The 19063-nt window shown below is 62.9% G+C and carries 19 protein-coding genes; 14 read left to right on the forward strand and 5 right to left on the reverse strand.

Going from position 1 to position 19063, the window contains the following annotated elements; genetic code table 11:
* Nucleotides 1-206: 206 nt before the first annotated feature.
* On the reverse strand, nt 207-983 hold the full coding sequence (locus tag KFO72_RS32170) for an enoyl-CoA hydratase (RefSeq protein WP_225033810.1): 777 nt from the start codon (nt 981-983) through the stop codon (nt 207-209).
* Between the two features lie 136 nt (nt 984-1119).
* Between KFO72_RS32170 and paaN the strand changes: the two genes are divergently transcribed.
* The 5 genes from paaN to paaK all read left to right on the forward strand — a co-directional run bounded on the left by paaN (nt 1120) and on the right by paaK (nt 6831).
* On the forward strand, nt 1120-2811 hold the full coding sequence (gene paaN / locus KFO72_RS32175; RefSeq protein WP_225033811.1) for a phenylacetic acid degradation protein PaaN: 1692 nt from the start codon (nt 1120-1122) through the stop codon (nt 2809-2811).
* Nucleotides 2812-2951: 140 nt separating this feature from the next.
* Nucleotides 2952-4154: a 3-oxoadipyl-CoA thiolase gene (pcaF, locus tag KFO72_RS32180; RefSeq protein WP_225033812.1), complete on the forward strand. Its 1203-nt coding sequence runs from the start codon at nt 2952-2954 to the stop codon at nt 4152-4154.
* Between the two features lie 43 nt (nt 4155-4197).
* Entirely contained in the window at nt 4198-4989 is a 792-nt protein-coding gene (gene paaG, locus KFO72_RS32185; RefSeq protein ID WP_224101290.1) for a 2-(1,2-epoxy-1,2-dihydrophenyl)acetyl-CoA isomerase PaaG, read from the forward strand.
* Between the two features lies 1 nt (nt 4990).
* Nucleotides 4991-5452, forward strand: coding sequence for a hydroxyphenylacetyl-CoA thioesterase PaaI (gene paaI / locus KFO72_RS32190; protein WP_054929064.1), 462 nt, complete (start codon nt 4991-4993; stop codon nt 5450-5452).
* Nucleotides 5453-5526: 74 nt separating this feature from the next.
* On the forward strand, nt 5527-6831 hold the full coding sequence (paaK, locus tag KFO72_RS32195; protein WP_054929065.1) for a phenylacetate--CoA ligase PaaK: 1305 nt from the start codon (nt 5527-5529) through the stop codon (nt 6829-6831).
* Nucleotides 6832-6982: 151 nt separating this feature from the next.
* Here the strand turns inward: paaK and KFO72_RS32200 are convergent, their stop codons facing one another.
* On the reverse strand, nt 6983-8215 hold the full coding sequence (locus KFO72_RS32200) for a murein transglycosylase A (protein ID WP_107203308.1): 1233 nt from the start codon (nt 8213-8215) through the stop codon (nt 6983-6985).
* Here KFO72_RS32200 and KFO72_RS32205 point away from each other — a divergent pair.
* Nucleotides 8136-8309, forward strand: a complete 174-nt coding sequence (locus tag KFO72_RS32205) for a hypothetical protein (RefSeq protein WP_007580649.1) — start codon at nt 8136-8138, stop codon at nt 8307-8309. The two genes, KFO72_RS32200 and KFO72_RS32205, sit on opposite strands and share 80 nt — an antisense overlap.
* Before the next feature lie 35 nt (nt 8310-8344).
* Here KFO72_RS32205 and apaG read toward each other — a convergent pair whose 3' ends face one another.
* Nucleotides 8345-8719: a Co2+/Mg2+ efflux protein ApaG gene (gene apaG / locus KFO72_RS32210; protein WP_007580651.1), complete on the reverse strand. Its 375-nt coding sequence runs from the start codon at nt 8717-8719 to the stop codon at nt 8345-8347.
* Nucleotides 8720-8974: 255 nt separating this feature from the next.
* On the opposite strand from apaG, the gene rpe reads away from it, so the two are divergent.
* From rpe to KFO72_RS32250, 8 genes are all read left to right on the forward strand, one after another.
* Nucleotides 8975-9658 (forward strand): ribulose-phosphate 3-epimerase, encoded by a 684-nt coding sequence (gene rpe, locus KFO72_RS32215; RefSeq protein WP_035989105.1) that lies wholly within the window; start codon nt 8975-8977, stop codon nt 9656-9658.
* Between the two features lies 1 nt (nt 9659).
* Entirely contained in the window at nt 9660-10382 is a 723-nt protein-coding gene (locus KFO72_RS32220) for a phosphoglycolate phosphatase (RefSeq protein WP_060599643.1), read from the forward strand.
* Nucleotides 10383-10790: 408 nt separating this feature from the next.
* Nucleotides 10791-12284 carry an anthranilate synthase component I gene (gene trpE / locus KFO72_RS32225; RefSeq protein ID WP_060602453.1) on the forward strand — a complete coding sequence of 498 codons (1494 nt, stop codon included), beginning with the start codon at nt 10791-10793 and terminating at the stop codon, nt 12282-12284.
* A gap of 13 nt (nt 12285-12297) precedes the next feature.
* Complete coding sequence (locus tag KFO72_RS32230; RefSeq protein WP_054929067.1) at nt 12298-12885, forward strand: aminodeoxychorismate/anthranilate synthase component II; 588 nt, start codon at nt 12298-12300, stop codon at nt 12883-12885.
* Between the two features lie 16 nt (nt 12886-12901).
* On the forward strand, nt 12902-13930 hold the full coding sequence (trpD, locus tag KFO72_RS32235; RefSeq protein WP_060599642.1) for an anthranilate phosphoribosyltransferase: 1029 nt from the start codon (nt 12902-12904) through the stop codon (nt 13928-13930).
* Nucleotides 13931-13941: 11 nt separating this feature from the next.
* A complete protein-coding gene (trpC, locus tag KFO72_RS32240) occupies nt 13942-14727 on the forward strand; it encodes an indole-3-glycerol phosphate synthase TrpC (RefSeq protein ID WP_054929071.1) in 786 nt (261 codons plus the stop codon).
* Between the two features lie 28 nt (nt 14728-14755).
* Nucleotides 14756-15391, forward strand: coding sequence for a CYTH domain-containing protein (locus KFO72_RS32245; protein WP_225033813.1), 636 nt, complete (start codon nt 14756-14758; stop codon nt 15389-15391).
* 93 nt (nt 15392-15484) lie between these two features.
* Nucleotides 15485-16291, forward strand: coding sequence for a uracil-DNA glycosylase (locus KFO72_RS32250; RefSeq protein WP_225033814.1), 807 nt, complete (start codon nt 15485-15487; stop codon nt 16289-16291).
* Nucleotides 16292-16442: 151 nt separating this feature from the next.
* On the opposite strand, the gene KFO72_RS32255 is transcribed toward KFO72_RS32250, so the two are convergent.
* Nucleotides 16443-17039 carry an FMN-dependent NADH-azoreductase gene (locus tag KFO72_RS32255; RefSeq protein WP_054929074.1) on the reverse strand — a complete coding sequence of 199 codons (597 nt, stop codon included), beginning with the start codon at nt 17037-17039 and terminating at the stop codon, nt 16443-16445.
* A gap of 167 nt (nt 17040-17206) precedes the next feature.
* Nucleotides 17207-19000: a M61 family metallopeptidase gene (locus KFO72_RS32260; protein WP_224101296.1), complete on the reverse strand. Its 1794-nt coding sequence runs from the start codon at nt 18998-19000 to the stop codon at nt 17207-17209.
* Nucleotides 19001-19063 lie beyond the last annotated feature (63 nt).

Below are 19063 nucleotides of genomic sequence, written 5' to 3' on the forward strand. Positions count from 1 at the left end.
AGCAGAGAAACGAGATTATGAAGAACCTTTTTCGTTTCGTCAACCGGTTTTTTTAACTTCCCAACCCGCCGACTCCACCGGAAAGCCCCGTCAATGCTGGCTCTCCCGCCTTCCTCGTTTGCTTCGCGCCGCGTTGGCCGCAGCGCGAAAGACCGGAATTCTAGACACTTGCATGCGGGGTTGCAAGTGGTTTTTGAGCGATTCCATCAACGGTGCTTAAAGACGGGTTTTCGCTTCTCGACGAACGCAGCCATCCCTTCTTTCTGGTCTTCCGTTGCGAAGAGCGAATGGAACAATCGACGCTCGAAATGCACGCCCTCTGCCAAAGTCATCTCGTAAGCGCGGTTGACCGACTCCTTTACCATCATGACCGCCGGCATCGGAAACTCGGCGATGGTCGCAGCCGCAGTGATTGCCTCGTCGATCAGATTCGCCGCCGGGATCACACGCGACACCAGTCCGGAACGCTCCGCTTCGGCGGCATCCATGAATCGCGCGGTCAGGCACATATCCATCGCCTTGGCCTTCGACACCGCGCGCGGCAATCGTTGCGTACCGCCGGCCCCAGGCATGATGCCCAGCTTGATCTCCGGCTGACCGAACTTCGCAGTGTCAGCCGCAAGAATGATGTCGCACATCATCGCAAGTTCGCAGCCACCGCCAAGCGCGAAACCGGCAACGGCAGCAATGATCGGCTTGCGAACTGATCGAACAGCTTCCCAGTTGCGCGTGATGTAGTCGCCCTTATAAACATCCATATAAGAGTATGTCGACATCATTCCGATGTCCGCGCCCGCCGCAAATGCTTTCTCGCTTCCCGTAATAACAATGGCGCCGATGCCCTCGTCCGAATCGAACGCCCGCAGCGCTTCGCCCAGCTCATCCATCAGCGCGTCATTGAGCGCGTTAAGCGCCTTCGGACGGTTCAGTGTAATGAGGCCGACGCGGCCACGCGTCTCAACCAGAATGTTCTCGAAACCCATGCACTCCTCCTAAGTGTTTACCAGCAGGCGCAAGAGGCTCGCGCCGCATCCCAATAATGCTAACATTCACCAACCAACCGGTCGGTCAATAAATCGACGAGGTTGCCTCCAACATTCAGTCAGCATCTTGCCCGCCATGACCCACACACTCTTTACGAAGCACGAAGACACGCTGCAGAAAGCCCTTGCCGCCATTGAAGCCCGCGGCTACTGGAGCCCGTTCTCTGAAATGCCGAGTCCCAAAGTGTACGGGGAAACGGCGAACGCGGACGGCGAATCGGCGTTCAAGGCTCTCCTGAACAATAAGTTCGAACTCGACCAGCCGAGCACGGGCGAGATCACAGCAGCGGAACAATCGCCTTTCGGTTTTCCGCTCGGCGTCCGGTATCCCAAATCGGACCCGGACGCACTGATTGCAGCTGCAGCCAAAGCGCAACCGGCATGGCGCGAAGCTGGTCCTAAAGCCTGGATCGGCGTGAGCCTCGAGATTCTTGCGCGCCTCAATCGGCTGAGCTTTGAGATCGGCTACAGCGTGATGCACACCACTGGTCAGGCATTCATGATGGCTTTCCAGGCGGGCGGTCCGCATGCGCAGGATCGCGCGCTCGAAGCCGTCACCTACGCGTGGGATCAGTTGCGCCGAATTCCCGCCACCGCTCACTGGGAAAAGCCGCAAGGTAAGAATCCGCCGCTCGCGATGCAGAAGCGCTTCAACATCGCTCCACGCGGAACAGGTCTCGTCCTCGGGTGCTGCACATTCCCGACGTGGAATGGTTACCCGGGCCTGTTCGCAGACCTGGCAACTGGCAACACTGTCATCGTCAAGCCGCACCCGGGCGCGATCCTGCCGCTCGCGATCACCGTGCGCGTCGCCCGCGACGTGCTGCGTGAAGCCGGTTTCGATCCGAACGTCGTGACCTTGCTCGCGACCGAACCAAACGACGGTGAACTGGTTCAGAACCTCGCACAGCGCCCGGAAATCAAGCTGATCGACTTCACGGGCAGTACGCAAAACGGCACCTGGCTGGAGCGCAACGCGCACCAGGCGCAGGTGTTCACCGAAAAGGCCGGCGTTAACCAGATCGTGATCGACTCCGTCGACGACATCAAAGCCGTCGCGCGTAACATCGCGTTCTCGCTGGCCCTGTACTCGGGCCAGATGTGCACTGCGCCACAAAACATCTATGTGCCGCGCGACGGCATTCGAACAGCCGAAGGCACGATCTCGTTCCAGGCCGTTGCCGACGCAATTGCCAGTGCTGTCCACAAACTCGGCTCGGACCCGGCCCGCGCTGTAGAACTGCTGGGCGCGATCCAGAACGAAGCGATCGAGCAGCGTATCGACGAAGCCCGCGATCTGGGACACGTTCTCGCGGACAGCCAGTCGCTAGAGCATCCGACATTCGCGGGCGCCCGCGTACGAACTCCTCTTGTGCTGCAACTCGATGCCGCGACCGACGAAGCGAAGTTCACGAAAGAATGGTTCGGCCCGATCTCCTTCGTGATCGCCACGGACTCGACTGCGCAGTCACTCGAACTTGCCGGCCGCATCGCCGCCGAACACGGCGCGCTCACTCTCTCCGTCTATAGCACGGACGACACGGTGATCGAGGCGGCCACGGAAGCTTCGATTCTTGGCGGCGTCGCGCTCTCCATCAATCTGACGGGCGGCGTTTTCGTCAATCAGTCGGCAGCGTTCTCCGACTTCCACGGCACGGGCGCCAACCCCGCTGCGAATGCCGCGCTCGCCGACGCTGCCTTCGTCGCGAATCGCTTCCGCGTTGTTCAAAGCCGGGTTCATGTTGAACCGAAGGCCGTCGCCGCATAAGTCGGCCGAACGATATAGGACGTTTGACCGACGTTTTGGCCTATAACTTCGGGCCGACTGAAACCGTGTCAGACGTCGAACTAACATGCAGTTCAAGGGCCGGCGCGCTTGCCGGTCCGCTCTCTTGCAGGAACCCCGACATGACCGACGCATTTATCTGTGACGCGATTCGCACTCCCTTCGGCCGGTACGGCGGCGCGCTCAAAGACGTCCGTGCCGACGATCTGGGCGCTGTCCCGATCAAGGCGCTGATCGAACGAAATCCAGGCGTGAATTGGCGCGCGCTCGACGACGTGATCTATGGTTGCGCCAATCAGGCGGGGGAAGATAACCGGAACGTGGCACGCATGTCAGCACTGCTCGCCGGCTTGCCGACAGACGCGCCCGGCGGCACGATTAACCGGCTGTGCGGATCAGGCATGGACGCGGTCGGCACGGCTGCCCGCGCGATCAGGGCTGGCGAGGCAAACCTGATGATTGCGGGCGGCGTCGAGAGCATGACGCGCGCGCCGTTCGTAATGAGCAAGGCAACATCGGCGTTCTCCCGGCAGTCGGAGATTCACGACACGACCATCGGCTGGCGTTTCGTCAACGCACAGATGAAGCGCGACTACGGCGTCGACTCGATGCCCGAGACGGCGGAAAACGTCGCCGTCGACTTCAATATCAGCCGGGCCGACCAGGACGCGTTCGCAATGCGCAGTCAGCAAAAAGCGGCCCGCGCACAACGCGATGGAACGCTCGCGCAGGAAATCGTGCCCGTCGAAATTCCGCAGAAGAAGGGCGAACCAATCCGCGTGACGCTCGACGAGCATCCGCGTGAAACGTCGCTCGAATCACTGGGCAAACTGAAGGGTGTCGTGCGGCCGGATGGCTCGGTGACGGCAGGCAACGCATCAGGCGTCAACGACGGTGCATGCGCACTTCTCATTGCCAGTCACACAGCGGCAGAACAGTACGGCCTGCGGCGGCGTGCTCGTGTGATCGGCATGGCGACGGCAGGCGTCGAGCCGCGCATCATGGGCATCGGGCCGGCGCCCGCCACGCAGAAGCTGCTCAAGCAACTGAATATGACGCTCGACCAGTTCGACGTGATCGAGCTCAACGAAGCGTTTGCGTCGCAAGGTCTGGCCGTTCTGCGTCAACTCGGTTTGCGCGACGACGATCCTCGCGTCAATCCCAACGGCGGTGCGATCGCGCTGGGGCACCCGCTCGGGGCGTCCGGCGCGCGCCTGATTACGACGGCGCTGTATCAGCTCGAGCGCACCAGTGGCCGTTACGCACTGTGCACGATGTGCATCGGCGTCGGACAGGGCATCGCACTCGCCATCGAGCGCGTCTGAGCGACCCGACACCCGAAACCGAATGGAGACGAGGAGACAAGCGATGCCCTATGAAGCCATCCGCGTAGACTTCGACGCTGCAACGCGCGTCGCGACGGTGACGCTGAACCGTCCCGACAAGCTGAACAGCTTCACGCGCGCCATGCATCGGGAACTGAACGCGGCGCTCGACGAAGTAGAAGCGGCCGCCGCGCGCGCGCTCATACTCACGGGCGCCGGCCGCGGCTTCTGCGCTGGCCAGGATCTGGCCGATCTCGATTTCACGCCGGGTGCCATGACGGATCTCGGCGACCTGATCGATCAACACTTCAATCCGTTGATCCGGCGTTTGCAAGCGCTTCCGCTGCCCGTCATCGCCGCCGTCAATGGTACGGCCGCAGGCGCCGGCGCGAATCTCGCGCTCGCCTGCGACCTCGTGCTGGCCGCACGCTCGGCGAGCTTCATCCAGGCGTTCGTGAAAATTGGCCTCGTGCCCGATTCCGGCGGTACGTGGTTCCTACCGCAACGCGTGGGCATGGCTCGCGCGTTGGGACTGGCGATCACGGGCGACAAGCTCAGCGCCGACAAGGCGGAAAGCTGGGGCCTTATCTGGAAGGCTGTGGACGACGGCGAACTGCAAGGCGCAGCGACCCAGCTCGCCGCGCAACTCGCGCAGCAGCCCACGCGCGCGATCGGGGCCATCAAGCAGGCGATGCGGTCGAGCGCAACGCAAACACTCGATCAGCAACTCGATCTCGAACGCGACATGCAGCGCGAACTCGGCGCATCGCATGACTACGCGGAAGGGGTCCGCGCGTTCATCGAAAAACGCGCGCCGCGCTTCGAGGGCCGCTGACATGTCCACGCAACCCAACCTGAGCAACCCGATGAAGCCCGACGAACTCGCCCGCGCGACTGCCGAAGCCATGTATGCGAACGACGCCTGCAGCAAGGCGCTCGGCATCGAGATTCTCGAAGTGCGCGCTGGCTACGCGCGCCTCCGGATGAGCGTACGGCCGGATTTCCTGAATGGCCATCAGATCTGTCACGGCGGTCTGATGTTCACGCTCGCCGATTCGGCATTCGCGTTCGCTTGCAACTCGTACAACATCAATACCGTCGCAGCGGGCTGCTCCATTGAGTTTTTGCGCCCTGTGCAAGGCGGCGACGTCCTGACTGCGGAAGCTATCGAGCAAACATTGAGCGGTCGCAACGGCATCTACGACATTCGCGTCACGAACCGCGCGAACGAAACCGTTGCGATGTTTCGCGGCAAGTCCGCGCAAATCAAAGGCACCGTGATCCGCGTCGACGACTGACAGGGAACGTCGCCTCTCACGTAATTGCGTCGCCGTTCGCGCGGCATCCTATTCTGAAAGCAAGGAGACATTCGATGACTACCCCGCTCCCGCTCGATCCCATCGAAAAGGCGAGTCGCGACGAGCTCGCCGCGCTACAGCTCGAACGGCTGAAATGGTCGCTCGCCCACGCCTATGAGAATTCCCCTGTCTATCGGCGCAAGTTCGATGAAGCGGGTGTGCATCCGTCGGAACTAAAGACGCTGTCCGACCTGTCGCGCTTCCCCTTCACTACGAAAAAGGACCTGCGCGACAACTATCCGTTTGGCCTGTTCGCCGTACCACAAGAACAGATCTCGCGTATTCACGCGTCGTCGGGAACGACAGGCAAGCCGACCGTCGTCGGCTATACCGCGCGCGATATCGACACCTGGGCGAATCTCGTCGCACGTTCGATCCGTGCGGCAGGCGCGCGGCGCGGCGACAAGGTGCACGTGAGCTACGGCTATGGCCTGTTCACGGGCGGGCTCGGCGCGCACTACGGCGCGGAACGCGCGGGCCTCACGGTCATTCCGTTCGGCGGCGGTCAGACCGAAAAACAGGTGCAGCTGATCCAGGACTTCCGTCCCGACATCATCATGGTGACGCCCAGCTACATGCTGTCGATCGCCGACGAACTGGAGCGCCAGGGTATCGATCCCAAGACGTGCTCGCTGCGCATTGGCATCTTTGGCGCGGAGCCCTGGACCAACGACATGCGCCGCGCAATCGAAGAACGGATGGGTATCGACGCCGTCGACATCTACGGCTTGTCCGAGGTAATGGGTCCGGGCGTGGCGTCCGAATGCGTCGAAACCAAAGACGGCCCGACGATCTGGGAAGACCACTTCTACCCCGAGATCATCGATCCCGAGACGGGCGAAGTATTGCCCGACGGCGAACTCGGCGAACTCGTGTTCACATCGCTGACGAAGGAAGCGTTGCCGATCGTCCGTTACCGCACGCGGGATCTCACGCGCCTGCTGCCCGGAACCGCGCGCACGATGCGCCGGATGGAAAAAATCACCGGTCGCTCGGACGACATGATGATCATTCGCGGCGTCAACGTGTTCCCGACGCAGATCGAAGAACTGCTGCTGAAGCAGCACGCGCTCGCGCCGCATTATCAGATCGTGCTGACCAAAGAAGGCCCGCTCGACGTGATGACGCTGAACATTGAACCTTGCCCGGAGACCGCGCCGGACACGGCCGCGCTGGACACCGCACGTAAAGCGCTGGCCTATGACATCAAGGCACTTATCGGCGTAACAGCGAACGTGGTGCTGCTAGGCGTGAACGGCATCGAGCGCTCGGTGGGTAAGGCGCGCCGCGTGATCGACAAGCGCAAGGCAGGCGCGTGACGCTCGACGCGCCGGCGAATCGCACAGTACCGGCGCACAAGAGCAAACAGCCCGACGGCAGTGACATAAACCGTCGGGCTGTTTCAGATCGGGCTATCCGCTGACCTAGGGCTCGGCACTCAGCATCACGGCCAGGGATCAAGACCCAGGATCAAGAATTAGGCAGCAACAGCCACATCCGGCCACCCTGCTTCATTTTCCCAGCCAGATCGCCCGCTTCGTCACCGAGTCCCCAGAAATAGTCGGCACGCACGCCGCCCTTGATCGCCGAACCCGTGTCCTGAGCAAACACCAGACGATTCATCGGTGCATTGGTCATCGGGCGCGTCGTCTGGAGGAAGACGGGCGTGCCGAGCGGGATCGCCGCCGGATCGACGGCAATCGAACGCTCCGGCGTCAGCGGCACGCCAAGCGCGCCAATCGGACCATCGGCACCCCCGCCAGGCGCAGGCTCGCTCGACGGCATCTCGCGGAAAAACACGAAGCGCGGATTCGTGTCGAGCAAGCCATCGACACGCGTCGGGTTTGCGCGCGCCCAAGCCTTGATGCCTTGCATGGTCGCCTGCGACGGCGTCAGTTCACCGCGATCGAGCAGCCATCGGCCAATGGACTTGTACGGCTGATTGTTCGTCCCGCCAAAGCCGACGCGCATCACGCTGCCGTCTTCCATCACGATGCGTCCCGAGCCTTGCACCTGCAGGAAGAAAGCCTCGATGGGATCGTCCACCCACACGAGTTCATTGCCGTTCAGCGCGCCCGAACGCTCGAGCTGCGCTCGCGCCGGCATCGCAGAACCGGGGCGGTACGCCGAAGGCCAACGGTACAAAGCCGTCTGATACACGCCATGACGGACGCGCGAACCGCGCAGCAGCGGCTCGTAGTAGCCTGTCACGAGTCCATCGAGCGTGCCGTCGGTGTTCGAAAACTGGAACGGCGTGAAGTAGGTCTCGAAGAAACTGCGGGCGCTCGCCACATCCAGGTCGTCAAGCATCAGCGCGGCCGCACAGGCGCGCCGCCACGTCGGCTGACTGGCGAGGCGCACACAGTTCTGGCGTAATGCCGCAGCCGCACCGATCAGTGAATCGTCCTGCCAGCCCGGCACCTGTCTCCAGGCGACAGGCGTCAGCCGCTGAGCGGCGATCTGGCCGGGTATGATCGCGGCACCTGTCGGCGGCGAAACGGATGGCCGCACCGCGCCGCCGCCGCCGCACGACGCAAGCAGTACGGCAAGCGACAGCGCTCCCGTCCAGGCCGCGGCCCGGCGGGCAAAGCGCATACAATGATTGTTCTCGATGGAAACTGCCATGTCTGATCTGCTCGACGAATATCCGATGCTCATCTTCGCGCTGGAGTCGCTCCTGGCGCTTTCCCTGCTGATTTTCATCGTTGTGTGGACAGCGTCCGGCAAGAAAAAGAATGCCGCACGCCAGAAGCAGGACGCAAAACAGGTCCCGCCGCAGCAGCAACCGCGTCGCTGACTGACAGCGCGCGGCGTCTGATGTTCAGCGCGCACTCAATGCAGCGTGCGTGGCATGCGCAGAACGAATTCCGGTACGGGCGCGTCCCAACGTTCGCCATCCTCCGCCACGCAAAAATACTCGCCGCGCATCGTCCCCACGGGCGTCGCGATCACTGCATAGCTCGTGTATTCGAACTGCTCGCCCGGCTTCAGCAACGGCTGATGCCCGACGACACCCAGCCCTTTCACTTCCTGAACGCGATTTTCGCTATCCGTAATGACCCAGTGACGCGCGATCAGTTGCGCGGCAACCTGGCCGGTATTGCGGATGGTGAGCGTGTAGGCGAAAGCGTATTTCCGATGCTCCGGGTCCGACTCCTCGGCGATATACCGAACCTGAGAGGACACGCTGAATTCGTACTGGCTCATGCTGATTCCGATGGTGAGCAAAGCGCGCAATCGATCCGCGCAAGGCTGTGTGCGGGCGGCTCGGCGCGAATAAGCGGCGCGCCGGCACAGGCGTTGACATGGTTTGGCATTCTGCTTGATGCGGCGCAGGCCCGCAACCGCATCGGCAAGCCGGGCAAGACGCCGGAACATGGCGAAAGCCAGGCCGCGCCGAAGGCCGCGGCGCGCCGGCCGGCGCTAAAATAGCGGTTTTCCGTCTCCCGCCCATCCCACGCCATGACTCAATTCCGCATCGCTCCCAGCATTCTGTCCGCCGACTTCGCGCGGCTCGGCGAAGAAGTCCGCAACGTCGTCGCCGCGGGCGCCGACTGGATTCACTTCGACGTGATGGACAACCACTACGTGCCGAACCTGACGATTGGCCCGCTCGTGTGCGAGGCGATCCGCCCGCACGTGCAGGTCCCCATCGACGTGCATCTGATGGTACGCCCCGTCGACCGCATCGTGCCCGACTTCGCGAAGGCCGGCGCGAACGTGATCAGCTTCCATCCGGAAGGCTCGGATCACATCGACCGCACGTTGTCGCTGATCCGCGACCACGGCTGCAAGGCAGGCCTCGTGTTCAACCCCGCCACGCCGCTGAATTATCTCGATCACGTGATGGACAAGGTCGATCTCGTGCTGATCATGTCGGTGAATCCGGGCTTCGGCGGGCAGTCCTTCATTCCCGAAGCGCTGAACAAGCTGCGCGAAGCGCGCGCAAAAATCGACGCATACAAGGAAAAGACCGGCCGCGAGATTCATCTCGAAGTGGACGGCGGCGTGAAAGCCGACAACATCGCGGAAATTGCGGCGGCGGGCGCGGATACCTTCGTGGCCGGCTCGGCGATCTTCGGCCACCCCGACTACAAGACGATCATCGACAAGATGCGCGGCGCACTGGCATCGGTTGGGCGCTGAGATGGAAACGACGCCTCGTTACCCCGCTCCCGCCTTCACGGCCGGGAAGATTCGCGCGGCGATCGTCGATCTCGACGGCACGATGGTCGATACCGCCGACGACTTCACCGCGTCCCTGAACGGCATGCTCGCCCAGTTCGACGCGGAGGAAACTTCGCGCGAAGAGGTGATGGACTACGTCGGCAAGGGCTCCGAGCATCTGATTCGCAGCGTACTGGCGCCCCGCTTCGAAGCCGATCTGGCGCAATCACGCTTCGACGAAGCGCTCGCGATCTACCAGGAGGAGTACGCGAAGATCAACGGCCTGCACACGCGGCTCTATCCCGATGTCGAGGCAGGGCTGATTGCATTGCGCGATGCGGGATTGAAGCTGGCTTGTGTAACCAACAAGCCGCATCGCTTTGCGACGCAGTTGCTCGAACATCATGGGCTACTGCAGTACTTCGCGGTCGTGCTGGGCGGCGACAGCGTCGCGGCGAAAAAGCCCGATCCGCTGCCCATGCTCACCGCCTGCAAGGCGCTCGGCGTGTCGCCCGAAGAAGCCGTCGCGATCGGCGATTCGCAGAACGATGCGTTCGCGGGCCGCGCGGCCGGCATGGCGACGCTGACCGTCCCGTATGGCTACAATCACGGCGAATCTGTTCAAACTATAAAATCCGATGGTATAGTTGTGTCGCTGTTGGGCGCCGCCAAGGCAATCGCAGCGCACAATGCAGTAAAATGAGCGCCGACCCAAGCAGCACCAATCACTGACTTAACTAAAGTCTTCTCTCATGTTTCTGAATAAAAAACGGAGTCTGAGCACGATCGACCGGGGAGCCTGGCCCTGGCGTCGCTGGTCGCGCTGATACCTCGCCCGAGGTACGCTGAAGCTCGTCTTTGGCACCCGTTTTTTACTTCGCTGCGCTCACGCGCTTTTCCGAATCGCCGGTTTGACCGGCACGCTACCGTTGCACTGAGTTTCAGCTAGCCGTCGTGTACCTTGCGTACTATCGTCGTGCTGAGAAGCCGTGCATGCGTTCGGGAAAGCGCGCGCCGGTCTCCAAACCTGTGACGAGCACATTCGACCGGTAACGCAGCCCCCGCTTTGTCCGACGCACGCAGCGCACGGACGCACGAACAGGATCGGAACATGACCGAACTCGAATTTCAGTCCCTCGCGAACGAGGGCTACAATCGCATCCCGCTGATCGCCGAAGCGCTGGCCGACCTCGAAACGCCGCTCTCGCTGTACCTGAAGCTCGCGCAAACCGAGCGCAACGGCGCGAACTCGTTTCTGCTCGAATCGGTGGTGGGCGGCGAACGCTTTGGCCGCTACTCGTTCATCGGCCTGCCGGCTCGCACGCTGATCCGCACGCATGACGGCGTGACGGAAGTCGTGAAAGACGGCAAGGTCACCGAAACACACGACGGCGATCCGCTCGAATTCATCCAGCAGTTCCAGGGCCGTTTCAAGGTCGCGCTACGCCCGGGCCTGCCGCGTTTCGCGGGCGGTCTTGCCGGTTATTTCGGCTACGACGCCGTGCGTTACATCGAGAAGAAGCTCGCACACACCGCCCCGCCAGACGACCTGAACCTGCCCGACATTCAACTGCTGCTGACGGAAGAAGTCGCCGTCATCGACAACCTCGCGGGCAAGCTGTACCTCGTGATCTACGCCGATCCGACGACGCCCGAAGCGTACACGCGCGCCAAGCAGCGTCTGCGCGAACTGAAGCAGCGCCTGCGTACGACGGTGCAGCCGCCCGTCACGTCGGCGAGCGTGCGTACCGAAATTTTCCGCGAGTTCAAGAAAGACGATTACCTTGCCGCCGTGCGCAGGGCGAAGGAATACATCGCGGCAGGCGAGCTGATGCAGGTGCAGGTCGGCCAGCGTCTGACGAAACCGTATCGCGACAACCCGCTGTCGCTTTACCGCGCGCTGCGTTCGCTGAATCCGTCGCCGTATATGTATTACTACAACTTCGGCGAGTTTCATGTGGTCGGCGCGTCGCCGGAAATTCTCGTGCGTCAGGAAAAGCGCAACGAAGACCGCATCGTCACGATCCGGCCGCTCGCCGGCACGCGTCCGCGCGGCAATACGCCCGAGCGCGATGCCGAACTCGCAACCGAACTCCTCAACGATCCGAAGGAAATCGCCGAACACGTGATGCTGATCGACCTCGCGCGTAACGATGTCGGCCGTATCGCGCAGATCGGTTCGGTGTCCGTGACCGACAAGATGGTGATCGAAAAATACTCGCATGTGCAGCACATCGTCAGTTCCGTCGAGGGCACGCTGAAGCCGGGCATGACCAATTTCGACGTGCTGCGCGCGACGTTCCCGGCGGGCACGCTGTCGGGCGCGCCGAAGGTTCGCGCGATGGAACTGATCGACGAACTCGAACCCGTGAAGCGCGGACTCTACGGCGGCGCGGTCGGCTACCTGTCGTTCACGGGCGAGATGGACCTCGCAATCACGATCCGCACGGGCGTGATCTGCAACGGCAATCTGTACGTGCAGGCGGCAGCGGGCGTGGTCGCGGACTCGGTGCCCGAATCCGAATGGCAAGAGACCGAGAACAAGGCGCGCGCCGTGCTGCGCGCCGCCGAGCAAGTGCAAGACGGCCTCGATAGCGACTTCTGACGGGAGACTGACCATGCTGCTGATGATCGACAACTACGACTCGTTCACCTATAACCTGGTCCAGTACTTCGGCGAACTCGGCGAAGACGTGCGGACCTATCGCAACGACGAAATCACGCTAGACGAGATCGCGAAGCTCAACCCCGAGCGCATTTGTCTCTCGCCAGGACCGAGCAATCCGCAACACGCGGGCATCACGCTCGACGTGCTGCGCGAATTCTCCGGCAAGTACCCGATTCTCGGCGTGTGCCTCGGCCATCAGGCGATCGGCGAAGCATTCGGCGGTCGCGTGGTGCGCGCGCAGACCATCATGCACGGCAAGGTGAGCCAGATCGAAACCGACTGCAAAGGCGTATTCGCCGACCTGCCGAAGCACTTCACCGTCACGCGCTATCACTCGCTGGCAATCGAGCGCGAATCGCTGCCCGACTGCCTCGAAGTGTCGGCGTGGACCGACGACGGCGAAATCATGGGCGTGCGTCACAAGACGCTGCCTGTCGAAGGCGTGCAGTTCCATCCGGAATCGATCCTGTCGGAACACGGCCACGCGTTGCTCGAAAACTTCGTGAAGCAGTCGAAGGCTGCGGCACGTAGCGCTTAAACAAGGAGACGCGACAATGATTACGCCCCAGGAAGCGCTGCAACGCACGATCGAGCACCGCGAAATCTTCCACGACGAGATGCTGCACCTGATGCGCCTCATCATGCGCGGCGACATGTCGCCCGTGATGGCGGCCGCGATCATCACGGGGCTGCGCGTCAAAAAAGAGACCATCGGCGAGATCACCGCGGCCGCCACGGTGATGCGCGAATTCGCTCGTCACGTCGAAGTTCAGGACAATTCGAACTTCGTCGACATTGTCGGTACGGGCGGCGACGGCTCGCACACGTTCAATATCTCGACGGCGACGATGTTCGTGACGGCGGCAGCGGGCGCAAAAGTCGCGAAGCACGGCAATCGCGGCGTGTCGAGCAAGTCGGGCAGCGCAGACGTGCTCGAAGCGCTCGGCGTCAACATCGACTTGCAGCCGGAACAGGTCGCTGCATCGATCGCCGAAACGGGCATGGGCTTCATGTTCGCGCCGAACCATCACCCCGCGATGAAAAACATCGCGCCCGTGCGCCGCGAACTCGGCGTGCGGACCATCTTCAACATCCTCGGTCCGCTGACGAACCCGGCCGGCGCGCCGAACCAGTTGCAAGGCGTGTTTCACCCGGACCTGGTCGGCATTCAGGTTCGCGTGATGGAGCGTCTCGGCGCAAATCACGTGCTGGTCGTGTATGGTATGGACGGCATGGATGAAGTGTCGCTGGGCGGCGCGACGCTGGTCGGCGAACTGCGCGACGGCCAGGTGCGCGAGTACGAGATTCACCCCGAGGACTTCGGCATGCAGATGGTGTCGAACCGCACGCTGAAAGTCGCGGACGCGACGGAATCGAAAGCGTTGCTGCTCGAGGCGCTTGGCAACAAACCGGGTGTCGCGCGCGAAATCGTCACGCTGAACGCGGGCACCGCGCTGTACGCGGCGAACGTCGTGGCGTCGATTGCAGATGGCCTGCAGCTGGCCCGCGAAGCGATCGCGAGCGGCAAGGCGCGTGCGAAGGTCGACGACCTGGTCCGCTTCACGCAACAGTTCAAGAAATAAACGGGATTGACATGAGCGATATTCTCGACCGCATCATCGGGGTCAAGCGTGAAGAAGTGCGCGCCGCGCAGCAAAGCGCGCCGCTCGAAGAATTGCGCCTGCAGGCATCGTCGCGCGATCTGCGCGATTTCGTCGGCGCGATTCGCGCGAAGCATGAAGCAGGTCTCGCCGCCGTGATCGCCGAGGTCAAGAAGGCGAGCCCGTCGAAAGGCGTGCTGCGCGAAAACTTCGTCCCCGCCGAGATCGCGCGTTCGTACGCGAAGCACGGCGCGGCGTGCCTGTCCGTGCTGACCGACGTGCAGTTCTTCCAGGGCAGCGCGCAATATCTGGAAGAGGCACGCGCCGCTTGCAATCTGCCCGTTCTGCGCAAGGATTTCATCGTCGATCCGTACCAGATCCTCGAAGCGCGCGCGATGGGCGCCGACGCGATCCTGCTGATCGTCGCGGCACTCGAACTTTCGCAGATGCAGGACCTCGAAGCGTACGCGCATTCGCTCGGCCTCGCGGTGCTGGTGGAAGTGCACGACAAGGACGAACTGGTCGACGCGCTGACGCTGAAGACGCCGCTGATGGGCGTGAACAACCGCAATCTGCGCACCTTCGAAACCTCGATCGACACCACGCTCGGCCTGCTGGACATGATGCCGGACGACCGCATCGTCGTGACCGAGTCGGGCATCCTGTCGCGCGGCGACGTCGAGCGGATGCGCGCGATGGACGTGAATTCGTTCCTCGTCGGCGAAGCGTTCATGCGCGCCGAAGAACCGGGCGCGGAGCTTGCGCGGATGTTCTTCTGATTCTCACCAGCTTAGAGCGAGCCACGCGATGGGCATGGAACACGAGATCAAGCTGTCGCTGCCGACCGGTCAGGTCGGCGCCGCGACGCAATGGTTGATTCAACGCGCCGGTAGCAAGGGCCGCACGATCACGCTCGAAAACAGCTATTACGACACGCCGTCGCTGACGCTCGCGCGCGCGAAAAGCGCGGTGCGCGTGCGCCGCACGCCGGACGGCTGGCTGCAGACGTACAAGACGGTGGGCACGTCTAGTGGCGGCTTGCACAGCCGGCACGAGTGGGAAATGCCCATCGGGGGCAACGCGCTCGAAATCGACGCGCTGCTGGCAGCCTGTGACGACGAACCGTCGAAAGAAGCGTTGCGCAGCGCGCGTGACGAGCTCATTCCGCTGTTCAGCACCAATTTCTCGCGGACCATCTGGCATGTGCGTATAGAAGGTGCGGATGTCGAGGCAGCCATCGACCAGGGCGAGGTCGTCGCAGACGTGAACGGCGAAACGCGACGCGCACCGATCTGCGAAATCGAACTGGAACTGAAGCACGGTGACGCAGGCGCGCTGAACGCATTGTCGGCGGAACTTGCGCAAGCCGTGCATGGCTTGCGTCCCGATGACGTGAGCAAGGCACAGCGCGGCTATCGTCTGCGTGAAAGCGGCTCGCAATAAGCGGCTCGCACAATAAACGGCGACGGCGGAGAACCGGCGTGTGAACGTGCAGAACCTTGAGCGCGCGCCAGTTTGCTGCCACACTAGCCCGCCATGAATTCCGCAAAACGCTCTCAGCTCCCGCCGACGCAGCCGTCGCTCTTTACCGACGACGACAGCGCCCCCTCTCCCGCCACTGGTTTTCAGACGCTCGAATCCCAATTCGAAGCCCTGCCGCCGGCGTGGCACGCGCATCTCAAACCGTTTATCGATAGCGACACGTACGCGCCGCTATGCCAGTTCGTCGATGGCGAACGCGCGTCCGGCAAGACTGTCTATCCCGCCGACGTATTCCGTGCGCTGCGGCTCACGAGTCCCGACGACGTCAAGGTCGTGATTCTCGGCCAGGACCCGTATCACGGCGAAGACCGCGGCACGCCGCAGGCGCACGGACTCGCGTTTTCAGTGCCGCCTTCGGTGCGGCCGCCGCCGTCGCTGCGCAACATCTTCAAGGAAATCGCCACGAGCCTCGGCCACGAGGCGCCGCAACACGGCTGTCTCGATGCGTGGGCGCGACAAGGCGTGCTGCTGCTCAACACGGTGCTGACCGTCGAACGCGATCGCGCCGCGAGTCACGCGAAGCGCGGCTGGGAAAAATGCACCGACACGCTGATCCACGAACTCGCGATGCGTCACGATGGGCTCGTGTTCATGCTGTGGGGCGCACATGCGCAAGCCAAACGCGCGCTGCTCGGCGGCAAGTCGCATTGCGTGCTGGAAGCGCCGCACCCGTCGCCGCTGTCCGCGCATCGCGGATTTCTCGGCTGCCGGCATTTCGCGCTCGCCAACGAATTTCTCGAAGCGCACGGCCGTCAGCCCATCGACTGGCGTTTGCCGGAGACGGGCGAAGTGTTCGCCTGACACGCAAGCCGACCCGCGCACGTCCCCAAAAAGAAAACGCCACGGAATTGTGTTCCGTGGCGTTTTGTTTTGCCGTCGCGATACGGCCGATCACCGTATCGAAGAGCAGGCGGCCAGCCGGATGGCTCACCGCATAACCGTTTCAGACGGATCAGGCAGCAGCGATCGCTTCGCGCGCGCCGGCCAGTGCCGCGTTTGCTGCGTCGGGGCCCATGTTCAGGCCTTCCGCGTAGATGAAGTTCACGTCCGTCATGCCAAGGAAGCCGAGGAACGTTTTCAGATAAGGCGTCTGCGAATCGCCCGGCGTACCGAGGTACTTGCCGCCGCGTGCCGACACCACGAACACCTTCTTGCCCGTCACGAGGCCTTCCGGACCGTTCGCGCCGTACTTGAACGTGATGCCAGCGCGTGCGATGAAGTCGAAGTACGTCTTCAGTTGCGACGAGATGCCGAAGTTGTACAGCGGCGCACCGATCACGACGATGTCGGCGGCTTGCAGTTCGGCGATCAGCGCTTCGCTGCGCGCTGCGATCGCTTGCTGCTCGGCCGTGCGCTGCTCGGCCGGCGTGAAGAACGCGCCGAGGATCGCGTCGTCGAGGTGGGGCAGCGCGTCTTCGTGCAGATTGCGGACGACGACTTGCGCGCCCGGATTCGATTGTTGCAGCTTCGCCGTCAGTTCGTTGGCCAGCAGCGTCGATTGAGCGCCTTGCGAGCGAGCCGACGAGTTGATTTGCAGGATCGTGGTCATCTGTGACTCCAGTAGGGGGCGCGCTGTGTTGCGCGAGTGGAGCCATTGTGTTTTTTTACCCGCCCGGGAAAAAGTAGCGCGGCAGCGACGGATTGTTGCAACGGTAGAACAATCCGCCGCCGGGAATCTCGCCGCGCCGGGTGGCTCGGCGAGCACTTATTTGTCTGTTACTTGCCGCCCAGCCAGCGTTTGCGGGCCGTCACGGCCGCCGCGCGCTTATCGTTCGCGGTGAGCTTGTAGCGCGAGACTTCCGGTCCGTCCAGCTTGACCTGCGCGACGCGCAGCTCGTCGCGCCGGAACGCGTGCACCTCGACCTTCGCGCCGGGCTGGTAGCGCGACAGCAGCGCGTCGAGGTTCGAGCCCGTCACGCGCAGGCCGTCGATGGCAATCAGCACGTCGCCCGCCGACAGGCCAGCCTTCTGCGCCGCGCTGCCGTCATGAACGGCCGCCAGCGTGCAGTCCGCGCCGCCGCGCACGCGCGCGCCGAGCGACGGCTTGCCCTTCGGATCGACGTCCGCTTCGAGCGTCACGCCGAACGAAGCGAGCAGCGTGTCGAGCGGCAGATCGCGCGTGCCGCGCACGCCGTCCGCGAAAAGCTCCGACAGGTCCGCGCCCGTCGCCTCGGCGAACAGCGCCTCGACGTCGGCTTCCTCGATGCCCTGCGCCTTGCCGTTGTAGAAGTCGCGACCGTAGCGCTGCCACAGCAGGCGCATCACGTCGTCGAGCGATTTGCGGTTCTGCGTTTGCGCGCGAATCGTCAGATCGAACGCGAGCGCGACCAGCGAGCCCTTCGTGTAATAGCTGACGATCGCATTCGCGGCGTTTTCGTCCTGACGGTAGTACTTCACCCATGCGTCGAACGAGCTTTCGGCGACCGTCTGCTTCAGGCGTCCGCTGCCGCGCAGCACGCCGCCGATCGTCTTGCCGAGCAGCGTGAAGTAGTCGGTATCCTTGATCAGGCCGCTGCGCACGAGCATCAGATCGTCGTAGTACGACGTGAAGCCTTCGAACAGCCACAGCAGCGACGTGTAATTTTCTTGCGTCAGATCGTACGGCGCGAACACGGCGGGCTTGATGCGCTTCACGTTCCACGTGTGGAAGTATTCGTGGCTGCACAGGCCGAGATACGTGCGATAGCCGTCCGTCGTCTCGTCGCGGCCTTCGACGGGCAAATCCCCGCGATTGCAGATCAGCGCCGTCGATGCGCGATGCTCCAGCCCGCCGTAGCCATCGGTGACGGCTTGCGTCATGAAGACGTAGCGGTCCATCGGCGCCTTTTTCGAGCGCGGCTCGAACAGCGCGATCTGCGCTTCGCACACGCGCTTCAGATCCGCCGACAGCCGCGTCATGTCCAAACTCGTCACGCGCCCGGCGATCACGATGTCGTGCGGCACGCCGTGCGCCTTGAACGTCGCGAGCTCGAATTCGCCGAGCGTGACGGGATGATCGATCAGCTCGTCGTAGTTCTGCGCGCTGTACTCGCCAAAGCCGTAGCGCTTCGTGCCGCGCGCTTCCGTCAGTGCCGTCGCCACGCGCCAGTTGCGGAACTGAGGACCGGCCGGCTTCTGGATATCGACGACGCAGGGCGCATCCTCGAACCCGAGCGGCGACAGAAACACGCTCGTGCCGTTGAAGAAGCCCGTGGTGTCGTCGAGATGCGCGGCCCGCACCGACAGGTCCCAGGCGTAGACCTCGTAGCGCAGCGTCAGCGCGCCCTTGACGGGCGCCGCCTGCCACGCGTGCTTGTCGGTCTTTTCGAGCCGCACCTTGCGGCCCGCGTCGTTGAACGCGCGCAGCGTGACGATATTGCGCGCGAACTCGCGGACCATATAGCTGCCGGGAATCCACACGGGCAGCATGAAGCGCTGGCCCGACGGATCGGGCTCGGCGACGGTCACGGTGACTTCGAAAAGATGGGCGGCGGGTTGCTTCGGTACGATGGTGTAGCGGATCGGCTTCATCGGCGCTCGTGTGTGGAAACTCGTGAAGAAAACGACAGGAGGCGCCGCGCGCCTCCTTTCAAA

Source organism: Paraburkholderia sp. XV, from assembly GCF_020177535.1.
In the GTDB taxonomy this organism is placed as follows: Bacteria; Pseudomonadota; Gammaproteobacteria; order Burkholderiales; family Burkholderiaceae; genus Paraburkholderia; species Paraburkholderia caribensis.